Genomic DNA, 11,884 nt, shown 5'->3' with positions numbered 1-11,884 from the left:
GTTAACCATCGCCTGCATTTCACCGAGTTCGTTATCATGAACAAATTGCTTTAAGCCTTGAGTATCAAATGTAAGATATGCCATGCTTACTCTCTTCTTTCCTTTTAGTTAAAAATCTAATTCCAGAATTGAATCACTTTGTTAACGTTTTCTATGTTAGCGCTTACTATTTTATATGTCAACCGGTTGACACTGACTTTTTTGCGCGATATGATATGGCAAAAGTGGTTATTAATTGTTATTTATTTATGATTATTTTAGTAAATTTTACTTGAGAGGATTCTTTATTATGGATAAACCAAAATTAACCGGTAAGCAACGTGTCCGGAAGTTCACTGGGAACTTTGCCACGATCGCCTGCCTTGTAATGTACTTTTCATACATTGAACAAATTATCGCTAACTTTTCCGGTCACCCGGTATCACCTATTCAGCCGTTCTTTGCTTCCATCAACGCCCTGTTGTGGGTCATCTACGGCTGGGTTAAGCCTGATAAGCGGGATTGGCCAGTAATCATCGCTAACTTCCCCGGAATTATTTTCGGTCTAGTTACCGCGATTACTTCATTCATCCACTAATTAACATCATAAAATGGGGACGCATGCTCAAAGACACGCATCCCCATTTTTATTATTTAAGTGCTTCTTGATAGGCCCGCGCCGTCACCGGATCAAAGCAGACCATTGTGACCTCTTCAACATGGCGGGCAGTTGGCAAAAACTCCTGAATAGTGTGAATTGCAATGCGGGCCGCCCTCTTAAGTGGGAAAGAATATACCCCCGTACTAATTGACGGGAAGGCAACTGTTGAGCAACCATTCCGATCTGCTAATTCCAAGCTATTGTGGTAGGAATTGGCTAGGAGCTGGTCTTCACCGTGTTGACCACCGTGCCAAACCGGTCCCGGTGTATGGATAATGTATTTCGCAGGCAGGTTAAAACCGCTCGTGATCCGGGCCTCCCCCGTCGGGCAACCACCAAATTTCTCACAGGCTGCATATAGGGCGGGCCCGGCCGCCCGGTGGATGGCTCCGTCGACACCGCCACCACCCATTAACGTGGTGTTAGCAGCATTGACAATCGCATCGACCTTCACCTTCGTAATGTCACCTTCAGTTACCTTGATTTTTCCCATTACTAATCCCTTCTTTGCCTAAATTGCGGGTAGAGCCAGATCGTTTCGATAAGCGAAATTGCGGAAAGCGCGATGACAACCCCATGGCCCATCCCCAGTCCAAAGCCGTAACTGGTTCTCGGTAAGGCGGTAAAGTCAAGCTTGGTTAACAGGACCGTTACTACCAAGAAGGTTAGGACCAAACTAAGTTGGTTGCCCCGACCTAGGCCTCGCCAGTTCACCTGACTCAGTAGGTAGTAGGTATTAAAGGACAGCAGGCCAATAATCACTCCCACCACCGTTCGTCCTAGCGGCGGCAGCTGGTTAATCATCCCCGTACCAAATAGTGCTCGCCATAAAAAGTATAGGCTAGTAACGACATTAATTAAATACGCGCTAGTAAAATTACGGTCTTTTTTGGCTGACGCCATGTGTTCTTGCTTATAGTTATCAATCATTTCATGGTCCTTCCGTAATAGGTCATCTAAACTAACGTGATAGAGGTCGCTAAGCCGGACCAACATAAAAACATCCGGGTACGACCGCCCATTTTCCCAGCTTGAAACGGTTTTGCGTGAAACATCTAACTTAATTGCCACCTCTTGCTGCGTCCACTTATTCTGGGCTCGATATTGTTTAATCTTTTTAGCAAATTCCATTGAATATCTCCTTTAGCTAGGTTGATTTCCCGGGAAATAATTATTGCCTATTACAATACTGACAACCAGCAAATTTGTCACGCTAACCTTTTGAGACAGCCGGCAGTTACGATTTTTCAACGCGAAGTCAGCCGCTGGGAACCCGCGAATACAAAAGAGCGTCAAGCGTTCGGCTTTTTCCCGAATACTTGACGCTTATTTGTACACTGCGTCGCGGACAACAGACTTACCCTTTACCAGATGTTAACCCGGTCTTCCGGAGCCTTGTACATTTTATCACCCGGCTTAATACCAAAGGCGGTGTAAAAGTCGGCCTGATTTTGCGCCTGAACGTTGGCCCGTAACTTCTGTGGAGCGTGTACATCAATCGACAGGAGCAACTGTTCATACTGCTTGGTAGCCTTCATCCGCCAAATCGTTGCCCAGTTGATGAAGAACTCCTGCGCGTTAAAGTCCGCTTCTTGTTTAGCAGCCTCCAATGCGCAGGATAGGCCGCCCCCGTCAGCGATGTTTTCCGAAACGGTTAGCTTTCCGTTAACCTTTTGTCCGGCAATTGGTAGGCCATCAAACTCATCGATCATCTTTTGAGCCAGTTGCTTAAAGTGGGCCGAGTCTTCGGCAGTCCACCAGTTATTGAGGTTCCCGTATTCATCAAAGAGGGCCCCGTTATTATCAAAGGCGTGGGAAATTTCATGAGCAATCACGGCACCAATACCACCGTAGTTCTGACTACTCGTCTGCTTTAGCGAATAGAACGGAGCCTGCAGGATGGCCGCCGGGAAGACAATGATGTTTTTAAACGGGTGGTAGTAAGCGTTAACCGTGGCAGCACTCATTTCCCACCGCATCCGGTCAACCGGCTGATTCCAACGACCAAACATTTCCTTATTGGCCACCACCGTCAGTTGGTTCAGGTTAGCAATTAAGGATTCCTGTTCATCAACCTTTAACTTATCATACAGTGCCGGAATCTTATCCGGGTACCCAACCTGGATTCCTAACTTATCTAACTTAAGGATGGCCTTATCACGGGTTGGTTTACTCAACCAGGTGTTATTAGCCAGCCGGCCCTTGTAGACATTGACCATCTGCTCGACCATGTGGTGAACATCCGCCTTAGCCTGTGGACCAAAGTACTTCTTACCGTAGTAGTCACCGGCCACCTGGCTGAAGACGTCCCGGGCCAAGTAGTAGGCAAACTTCTCTTGGCTAACCGGCTTCTTGCTACCCGAAAGCGCCCGGCCATAACGACCATTGATTTCCCGCATTTCATCATCGAGGTAGCTGGCATTCCCCCGGACTACGTTAATCAGGGCCCAACTCTTAAAGAGTGTAAAGTGGTCCTTTAAGATCTTATCTAGGGCCTTGAAGTAGGCTGTTTCCATCACAATCACCTTTTCCGGTGTCGTCTTAACCAGTTCCTTGATAACAGCCGCCAGATCAAGCTGGTCAGTTGACCGCGCCAACTCTGCCACGGTCTGTGGATTGTACATTTTACTGTAGTCGGCCGCCTCTTCCGCACTCTTAACGTTCGGGGCAAGGAGTACATCAAAGGCCTTGGCATCAGCAATTAATTGGTCCGCCTTTTTATCATTGTAACCAATCTTGGTCAGTAGCTCCTTAACCATCCCCGACCACAGTTGCAACAGTTGGTCGTGCTGTTCCTTTTTAGCAGCCTCATAGTAACTCTTATCCGGAAGAATCAATGACGGTGCTCCAGCAAAGAGCGCATATACGGTTGCGTTTTTCATATCCGCATCGATATCAAAGGCTACCGGTGATGGCATCCCCGTTAAGATCCAATTACGCCATTGGGCCTGGTAGTCGGCGTATGAGTTCAACCCTTCCACACTCGAAAGCATCCGTTTTAACGGCTTGGGGCCGACCTTTTTACGAAGATCAAACTTCTTCGCCACCCGGTAGAGCTTAATCATTTCGTTAAACCGGGGATCATCACTCTTCTCCTTACCGTCTGCATACGCGGCAAAGTCGGCCATCATTTGTTTATCAATACCATTAACTAAGTCATTAAAACCACCGGTCGCCGGCTTATCAGCGGGGATCTTGGCATCCTTGATCCAGTCACCATTAACGGCTTCGTACAAGTCGTCCTTAATTAAATCCTTATTAATTGCCACCATGTCTTCCTCCTTAAATGGAATTTACAGTTTTATTATACTATTTTTGCAAGCACGCCAAAATCGGAACGCTCAATCTTGGAAGGGACGGAGCAATTCCTGACTGGCCGCTGGTGAAAACCAGTCGGGGTGGCTGGCGAGCAGCTGACTGACGGCCTGGTAATTACTCAGGTCAATTTGGCCATGTATAAGGCCCGCTTTTTGTAACGTCCGTGCCAATGTTACGTCATGGGCCGCCAAAACATCCCGGTAAATCGGTTGCTCATCGGGATCCCAATCATTTTTCAGTAGTCCCACGGCTCGAATATAATTTCGGTCATGGGTCAGTACCATCTTCATGATGGCCGGCCTTAGTAATTCACTCATTGTGCTGGACCTCCTTTAATTCAAAAACCCGGTTGGCGGGCGCCGAAACCGATAATTGATCACGCTTTGTGGTCAGTAGCCAGTCCACATACCGATAATGGTAGTCACGGAGCGTGGCCTCTCCCCAACCATCAGTAATGATCACCACCACGGACCGTTTACTGACGTGGTGGGTCCGCAAAAAGTCAAAAATACTTTGAAAACTGGTGCCCCCACCACCATGTCGTTCACGCTTAACCGCCATCCCGGGGCGTAAACGCTGACTATGGGAATGGACTCGGGCATCAAAGGTATACACCGTGGCGGTAAGCCGATAATGGCTAGTTAACTGGTCAACTGCAGCTAGGGCGGCGCTTAATTCGCTATCTGGTACCGAACCCGAATTATCAATAAAAATATCAATATCAGGGACGAGGCGGCTAACCTGTCCTGGTAGGTCCATCCGCAGGGGCTGACGACGGTTAAAGCGGGCCGCTGATTCCCGCCGCCCAGCGGCAATATTTCCTAGCTGTTGGCGCAAGATCTGCTGCCATAGGGGCGTAACAACCGCGGGCCGGGGCCTAGTAAGCTGTTGGCGAACCGCCCCGGGTAATAGTCCCCGGTCACACTGGGGTGTTTGTCGCCAGGCCCGTTGAACCAGCTGCCGTAGTTTAGTCAACCGCAACTGCTGGTTAACATTTCCCGGTTGGTCCACTTGTCGCCAGCCCGCGTGACTTTCTGCCTTGGCCGCTAGTTTACCAGGCGCGGTTTGTCGGCCATTCTTACTACCATTTAGTTTGTAGCCGGCCTGCCGTAAACGTTCACGTTCGGCTGGAGAAAGGTGTCCAAGGATGGCCAAGTAGTCTTGGGAATCCTGCTTTTCTGGTAGTCGTTTTCGTAATAGCCGCTCCACCTGTTCCAGGCTGGCGGTCCCCGTTGGTGTAGCCGGGAGGTACTGATTAACCGCGACGTCCGTTGCTAGCTTTGCAAGATCCGGGTGGGGATAATTAGCATAGCGAACCGGATGTTCCCAAATGACGTGAAGGGCCGCATGTTCCAACAGCAGGCAGGCTTCATCACTACGCAACTGGCTAAGTAATGCTGGGTTGACCTCTAAGGATAATTGACCGGCATTCCACACAAGGCCGATTGGTCCCTGAGCGTCTACCGTAAACTGGCGCGGTAATTGGAGTAGGACTTCCCCTAAAAAACGTTGCTCGTGGAGAACCGAGGTAATTAGTGTACTGATCTGTTGAGCTGCCGCATCCGACGAAGACGCGGTCCGACGGTTAAAAAGCTTCTGCCACCAGGCCATTAGTGGTTCTCCCCCCGGGTAGCAATCGCAGCGAGCCGCCGGTATAGCTGATTTACCGCGCCCGTCGGTGACTGCTGGGCAGCGTGGTACATCTTATCTAATAGGTCGGCCCCCGCTTCACCAACCGAATGGGCAATTGCAACCTGGCCATCTGGGCTGACCTGGACTAACAACTTCTCAAAGGCGGCCGCCCCGGTTGCCGTTGCTAAGGATTGCGAATCTTTTGCTAGCCACTGACGGAGTAGGCTAACCTTGCTCCCTTCATCTACCTGTTGGAAGGCCGCTGGGCCGGCGGCCGAACGGAGCGTGGCCAGTGTGAGTTCATTCCCCTGAGCAAGTACATACTCGGCAAAGGAAGTTCCCACTTCCGCGCCTAGGTCACCGCTAAAGATATCCACTGCCAATGATTGCTGCTCGGCTGCTGGTAGCTTCTGTAACTGGTCAAGGTTTGTCGAAACCCGTACCCAGGCCCGGGGAGTTGGCTGAAGATCACCCGCATCCAAACTAGGATTAACAACTGATAGGCGGTCCGGGTGGGTACGTAGGTAGTTAATTACAAGCGGGTTAATCACCGGTTGTCGCTGCTGGGCCCATTGGAGCCACTCGTCTGTCGATGTGGTCATCTCCAGGCGCACGGTCCGGTCCTTAATTGCCGCATCACCAACGGCCACATCATAGGCCCGGTCTTCAAAGCCTTGCATACTGCTGTCTGGATTCTCCGCGATGACAATCTGGACCTGGTGCGGTAACCGGAGGGCGTTAATTTGACGCTGGAGAACCAGGTTCATTAACTCACTTTGCACCGCCTGGCTCCCCCGGTTAAACTCGTCCAAAAACCAAATAATGGGTTGGTTGGGGTGGGCTTCGGCGTGTTTGATAATCTGCACCAGTGTTTCTGAATAGCCAAACTGAACATTGGCGAGGCGCCCGTGGTGCTGAGTTTGGACAAAGGAGTCACTAGTCAATGGTGGTACCGGGATGGCGAGGTCCCCCTTCTCACTTAAACTAACCACCGTCGTATACAGGGCCGCCCCCTGCCGCCGGGCTACTTCTTCAACGAGTGCCGATTTACCAATTCCAGCATCACCCACTATGCTCGGTACATTACCGGCACGTAGTACTAGGGGGACCGCCACTAATAATTGTTGATAAGTTAATGCCATCTAATTCCTCCAACCATAACTCGTTAAGTCCATTGCCCGTTTCCGCATTCCTGAAACATAGGGGTTACCGGCGACGTAAAAGCGCCAGGGCTTTTGACCATCTTTACCGGCCAGGTTAACGCCTACCCGGGGGCCGGTAACTATTTCCCGGGGAATTTTAAACTGGTCTAAGTCAACTGTTAACCGGTTCCCCGCCAGCGGCTGCCCGTCTAATTTGCGGGAGTGGATACCAAGTGCTTGAACTAGCTTGGCCGGCCCATTGGTCATATTAAAGCCGGTCATTTTGCGGTGCTGGGCCATTAATTCTTGTCCCCGGCTCGGCTCAATTCCCCGCAGTAGGATTCCCTGCGGCTCTCCGGCTGGTTGAACGACAATATCAAAACAGTAGTGGGCCCGGATTTGGTAAAGGTAAATACTTCCTGGCTGCCCATACAGGGATTCCGAATAATCCGTCCGGCGGCCATTAAAGGCGTGGGAAGCCGAATCGTTTTCACCTAAGTAGGCTTCGCATTCAACAATGTAGCCCGCGGTGGTACCATCTGGTCCTTGGTAGCGGACCTGTTTCCCCAACAGGCTGCGGGCAATCGCTGTGGTGGGACGTCCGGTAAAAAATTCTTGGTATTTGGCCAACATAATTGAATTCCTCCTCAAAAGAATTATCCTAAAAGTAGGATAATACTAAAGGAGTCGATTGAACAATGATTAAGATTGAACGAATTTATAGCAAGCCGGCTGATATGGATGGCTTCCGGGTCCTAGTTGATCGTTTATGGCCCCGGGGCATGTCCAAAGTTAATGCCCACCTTGACTGCTGGCTCAAAGAAGTGGGCCCCAGCAATGACTTACGTAAGTGGTTTGGCCATGATCCCGCTAAGTACGCCGAGTTTAAACAACGGTATTTAACTGAACTACAGGGTAACGTCGCCTACACCATCCTTAAGGAAATGGTTACCAGCCATGCCGACCAAAATATTATTCTCCTGTATGGCGCTAAGGATCCGGAGCATAACCAGGCGGTGATCCTCAAAGAACAACTGGAAAAGGAACTAGGTTAACTATTACCCGGGAAATTAATAATGGCCGGGGGCTTTTAACTCACCACTAGTGAAATTTAGGCGCTCGCCGGGCTAATTTCTAATTAAATATTTACAAAGAGCTGGAAAAAGCAGATTTTTCCAGCTCTTTTTATAATGTTTGCTAGGTGAAGCCCCCTTTCATCTTTGTGAAAATAGTACAAGTTCACAAAGATGTATTGGTGCGCAAACGGTTGTCTTATAAAGGATTTGATTTAATATCTATTATCGCTTGTGAATTTCACAAAAAGTTGTAAAATTTAAATTGTGATGTTAATTGAATAGCTGAAAGGTGGAATTTAATAATGGCTTATAAAACAACCAACCCGTACACAAATGAAGTTGAAAAAGAATATACCCAGTCTAGTCCACAAGAAGTTGAGCAGGCCCTGGCCGCTGGGCATAAGCTTTACCAGCAATGGCGAAGCGGTGCTGGCTTGGCCGAGCGCAAGACGGTGATTACTAAGTTAGGGCAACTTCTCCGCGAACGGCGGACGGCCCTAGCAGAAATCATGACCCGGGATATGGGGAAGTTAATCGGTGAAGCAGAAGGTGAAGTTGACCTCTGCGCTAGCTTTTGTGACTACTATGTTCAAAAGGCCGACGAATTTTTAGCACCTGAGCCAATCTATACCCCCACTGGCAATGCCTATGTCTTAAAACAGGCCAGCGGGATTATTATGGCAGTGGAACCGTGGAATTTCCCCTTCTACCAAATTGCCCGGGTCTTTATCCCTAATTTCTTGGTCGGTAACCCGATGATTCTAAAAGATGCTTCCAACTGCCCTACTTCTGCTCAAGCCTTTGCCGACCTGGTGGCAGAGGCCGGGGCCCCGACTGGGAGTCTGACCAACCTCTTCGTTGATTATGACCAAGTTGGTGAGATTATCGCCGACAAACGAGTTCAAGGGGTTTGCCTAACTGGTTCCGAACGGGGTGGTAAAGCAGTCGCTACCGAAGCCGCTAAAAACTTAAAGAAGAACACGATGGAACTGGGCGGTAATGATGCCTTCCTAGTTCTACCAGATGCTGATATCGATAAGTTAGCCAAGATCATCCCCGCTGCCCGGCTATATAATGCTGGTCAGGTCTGCACCTCTTCCAAACGGTTTATCGTTCCCGACAACCTCTACGACGAATTCCTATCCCGTGCCAAGGAAGCCTTTGCCAACGTTAAGATGGGTGATCCCCTTGACCGTACCACTACGTTAGCCCCGATGAACTCACAGCGGGCCAAGGAAAAGTTGCAAAAGCAGGTTGACCTGGCAATTGAAAACGGGGCCCACGTTTACTACGGTAACCAACCAGTTGACCTGCCCGGCCAGTTCTTCATGCCAACCATTCTGACCGACATTAGCAAGGACAACCCGGTCTTTGACCAGGAGCTCTTCGGCCCCGTCATGGTAGTTTACAAGTACCATGACCTGGACGAGGCAATTGCCCTTGCTAATGATTCCAGCTTTGGTCTCGGAAATACCGTCTTTGGTGAAGACGTTCAAAAGGCCCGGCAAGTAGCCGCCAAGATTGAAGCCGGGATGACCTGGATCAACGCCGGCTGGGCTTCCCTCCCTGAATTACCATTTGGTGGTATTAAGCACTCTGGCTATGGACGTGAACTGGCTAAACAAGGGATACTTTCCTTTGTCAATGAACACCTCGTGTATGAAGCCGAATAGTTAGTCTCCTAAGGGCTAAAAAGGAAGGGCCTGGGAAATTCCCAGACCCTTCCTTTTTTGTTTTAAATATTTCGCCGTCACAAGGGACTAATTACTTTAGTTCGGCCAGGCCCTGCTGGAGTACATCATCGGTCACCCGCACCGTCAGAAACCGCTGCAAGGGGGTCTCGCTATGGCGGTCTTTGAAGGCCATTGGTTCTGCGGCCAAAATGACCACCGTTAAATTATTCTCGGTTAACATTAATTGACCGGGGCCCTGGTACTTCCCCTTCGTATGCTTGCCGGTCCGCCAGGTATGGAGCTTAGCATCCCCATTTTGATCAACCTTTAGTTGGTACTTCCCGTCAGCATCAGTTTCAACCGGAATCCCCGTAAACTTCTGTACCGTGTACTTACCTTTCTTACTCATTTACTCCGCCACCTTATTATCATTAAGGATCTTCAACAAGCGGTAAAAATAGCCGGCCTGCATTGCGGCAGCCCAGGTTCCCCGTTGAACATCTTCACCATCAACAATCAGGGAAAGCATCGCGGCGGCAGCCGTAACGTTATTAATCAAGAGTACCTGACTGACGGTGACCGCTGTCATCTTCGGCTTAACATGGTAGTGGCGAAGGGTTTTGCGGTAGTGCGGGTCATACTGCGTACTAGTTTTAAAATGACGGACAAACTCAAGTAATTCCTGGTCATATAGCGGGTACCCTGCCCGGACCAAGCCATCTTCTGGTTGCGAGATTGTCCAGGCCACCTTCTTACCAATCATCTTCTTAAAGTATGCCTCTGCCGTTTGCCATTCCATGCAAATCACCTTCCCTATGGTATCCACATACCAGTGTACCGATTTTCGCGCTAAATGTCACTAAATAGTGGTATCGTGGTGGTAGATAAAAAATTAGGAGGTCACTAGATATGAAACAACAAGAAGCAATTACTGCGGAACAAATGCGGCACTACGACTCATATACGATTAATACCATCGGCATTCCATCCCTAGTCCTCATGGAACGGGCCGCCCTCGCCGTTCGTGATGAAATTCTCAACGCCTTCCCATTGAACCTCAACCACGTGGTGGTCGTTGCTGGTAGCGGCAATAATGGCGGTGACGGACTCGATATCGCTCGCCTGCTCCACATCGCCGGTGTCCAGGTTTCCATTCTAAACGTCGGTAATCCGGACCACGCCTCTGACGAGCACCAGGTTCAAGATAAGATTTGCCAATACTACCAGATTCCCCAAACTCGTGACCTAGCAGTCCTCGATCAGGCCAGCTTGGTTGTTGATGCCATGTTCGGCATTGGTATTGACCGCCCCGTTAAGGGCAGCTATGCGGATGCAATCACAGCCATTAACAAGTGCTCCGCGGTTGTCGTTGCCGTCGACATGCCCTCAGGAATCAACACCGATACCGGTGAAGTGATGGGCGTCGCTGTCAAGGCAACCGCCACCGTCACCTTCGCCTTCAATAAGGTTGGCCTCACAACCGGTACTGGTAAGGAATACGCTGGACGGATTGTGATCGCTGATGATATGGGAACCTACGCAACCGACAAGTAATTTGAAAGGATGAGTGCCATGATTCATAATCAAACAATTGATCACCAGCTTAACCACCGTAGTATCCGGGCATTTAAGGATCAATCCCTAAATAAAGAACAGCTAACAACCCTCTATAATGCGACCCGCCAAACCTCAACCAGTATGTTTATGCAGCAATTTAGTATCCTCCACCTCACCGATCCTCAACTACGGCAGCAGATTCGTGCCATTTCCAACCAGCCTTACGTCGGCGACAATGGTGACCTCTTCATCTTCGTAGTGGACCTCTACCGTAACCAGCAAATCCGCCAGCAACTTGGCCAAGACGACGGTCGTCTCCACACTACCGATATTTTTATGCAAGCCGTCGAAGACACCGTTTTAGCTGTCCAAAGCTTTTTAACCGCGGCCGAAAGCATGGACCTGGGTGGGGTCATCTTGGGCTCCATCAAGAACGACCCGGCAAAGCTCGTTCAAGTTTTACACCTTCCTAAGATGACCATGCCCCTACTCGGGCTGCAAGTGGGGGTTCCCGACCAACAGCCCCAGTTAAAGCCCCGGCTTCCGCTTAAGTTCCTCGCCTTTGAGAACCAGTATCCGCGCGACCTCAACGTCGCTGACCTGGCCGACTATGACCACGACGTTGCCCAATACTATGACCTCCGTGACACCAGTCGCCGGGTTGACTCGTTTACCAAGCAGATCACCGGTAGTAAGCTAAATTCCGGCCAGCCGACGAAACGTGACGAACTAGCCCAGGTTTTACATGACCAGGGGTTCGCGCTTGACTGGAATTAACAAATTAACATTACTAATGGCAGATTGTAAAATTTAAGTTGAACATTTTAGTGGACAGAAAAACCCATA

At 49.6% G+C, this 11,884-nt stretch carries 14 protein-coding genes; 5 read left to right on the top strand and 9 right to left on the bottom strand.

Translation table 11 applies throughout. The features are described 5' to 3' along the window. Nucleotides 1-289 precede the first annotated feature (289 nt). Nucleotides 290-577, top strand: coding sequence for a SemiSWEET family transporter (locus ACI31H_RS02800; protein ID WP_439770478.1), 288 nt, complete (start codon nucleotides 290-292; stop codon nucleotides 575-577). A gap of 52 nt (nucleotides 578-629) precedes the next feature. Here ACI31H_RS02800 and ACI31H_RS02795 read toward each other — a convergent pair whose 3' ends face one another. From ACI31H_RS02795 to ACI31H_RS02765, 7 genes are all read right to left on the bottom strand, one after another. Beyond that, nucleotides 630-1,133, bottom strand: coding sequence for an O-acetyl-ADP-ribose deacetylase (locus ACI31H_RS02795; protein ID WP_439770477.1), 504 nt, complete (start codon nucleotides 1,131-1,133; stop codon nucleotides 630-632). A gap of 2 nt (nucleotides 1,134-1,135) precedes the next feature. Continuing rightward, a complete protein-coding gene (locus tag ACI31H_RS02790; RefSeq protein ID WP_439770476.1) occupies nucleotides 1,136-1,771 on the bottom strand; it encodes a helix-turn-helix domain-containing protein in 636 nt (211 codons plus the stop codon). A gap of 233 nt (nucleotides 1,772-2,004) precedes the next feature. Then, a complete protein-coding gene (locus ACI31H_RS02785; RefSeq protein ID WP_439770475.1) occupies nucleotides 2,005-3,909 on the bottom strand; it encodes a M13 family metallopeptidase in 1,905 nt (634 codons plus the stop codon). Between the two features lie 72 nt (nucleotides 3,910-3,981). After that, nucleotides 3,982-4,275 (bottom strand): hypothetical protein, encoded by a 294-nt coding sequence (locus ACI31H_RS02780; RefSeq protein ID WP_439770474.1) that lies wholly within the window; start codon nucleotides 4,273-4,275, stop codon nucleotides 3,982-3,984. Beyond that, complete coding sequence (locus tag ACI31H_RS02775) at nucleotides 4,268-5,569, bottom strand: vWA domain-containing protein (protein WP_439770473.1); 1,302 nt, start codon at nucleotides 5,567-5,569, stop codon at nucleotides 4,268-4,270. Before ACI31H_RS02775 ends, ACI31H_RS02780 begins: the two co-directional genes overlap by 8 nt. Further along, a complete protein-coding gene (locus ACI31H_RS02770) occupies nucleotides 5,569-6,732 on the bottom strand; it encodes an ATP-binding protein (protein WP_439770472.1) in 1,164 nt (387 codons plus the stop codon). The genes ACI31H_RS02775 and ACI31H_RS02770 overlap by 1 nt, the downstream gene beginning before the upstream one ends. Next, nucleotides 6,733-7,365, bottom strand: coding sequence for a DNA-3-methyladenine glycosylase (locus ACI31H_RS02765; RefSeq protein WP_439770471.1), 633 nt, complete (start codon nucleotides 7,363-7,365; stop codon nucleotides 6,733-6,735). Between the two features lie 65 nt (nucleotides 7,366-7,430). Here ACI31H_RS02765 and ACI31H_RS02760 point away from each other — a divergent pair, with 65 nt between their 5' ends. Both ACI31H_RS02760 and ACI31H_RS02755 read left to right on the top strand, forming a co-directional pair. Continuing rightward, nucleotides 7,431-7,787, top strand: a complete 357-nt coding sequence (locus ACI31H_RS02760) for a DUF488 domain-containing protein (RefSeq protein ID WP_439770470.1) — start codon at nucleotides 7,431-7,433, stop codon at nucleotides 7,785-7,787. Between the two features lie 323 nt (nucleotides 7,788-8,110). Further along, complete coding sequence (locus ACI31H_RS02755; RefSeq protein WP_439770469.1) at nucleotides 8,111-9,481, top strand: NAD-dependent succinate-semialdehyde dehydrogenase; 1,371 nt, start codon at nucleotides 8,111-8,113, stop codon at nucleotides 9,479-9,481. A gap of 91 nt (nucleotides 9,482-9,572) precedes the next feature. On the opposite strand, the gene ACI31H_RS02750 is transcribed toward ACI31H_RS02755, so the two are convergent. After that, on the bottom strand, nucleotides 9,573-9,890 hold the full coding sequence (locus ACI31H_RS02750; protein WP_439770468.1) for a DUF7671 family protein: 318 nt from the start codon (nucleotides 9,888-9,890) through the stop codon (nucleotides 9,573-9,575). Further along, the gene (locus tag ACI31H_RS02745) at nucleotides 9,891-10,280 is read right to left on the bottom strand and encodes a hypothetical protein (RefSeq protein WP_439770467.1); all 390 of its coding nucleotides are present in this window, start codon (nucleotides 10,278-10,280) and stop codon (nucleotides 9,891-9,893) included. 110 nt (nucleotides 10,281-10,390) lie between these two features. On the opposite strand from ACI31H_RS02745, the gene ACI31H_RS02740 reads away from it, so the two are divergent. Then, the gene (locus ACI31H_RS02740) at nucleotides 10,391-11,035 is read left to right on the top strand and encodes an NAD(P)H-hydrate epimerase (RefSeq protein WP_439770466.1); all 645 of its coding nucleotides are present in this window, start codon (nucleotides 10,391-10,393) and stop codon (nucleotides 11,033-11,035) included. A gap of 18 nt (nucleotides 11,036-11,053) precedes the next feature. Then, nucleotides 11,054-11,815: an NADPH-dependent oxidoreductase gene (locus ACI31H_RS02735; protein ID WP_439770465.1), complete on the top strand. Its 762-nt coding sequence runs from the start codon at nucleotides 11,054-11,056 to the stop codon at nucleotides 11,813-11,815. Nucleotides 11,816-11,884 lie beyond the last annotated feature (69 nt).

This window comes from Limosilactobacillus sp., assembly GCF_051873035.1.
Taxonomy (GTDB): Bacteria; Bacillota; Bacilli; order Lactobacillales; family Lactobacillaceae; genus Limosilactobacillus.
This window is presented reverse-complemented; position numbering and strand designations above follow the sequence as displayed.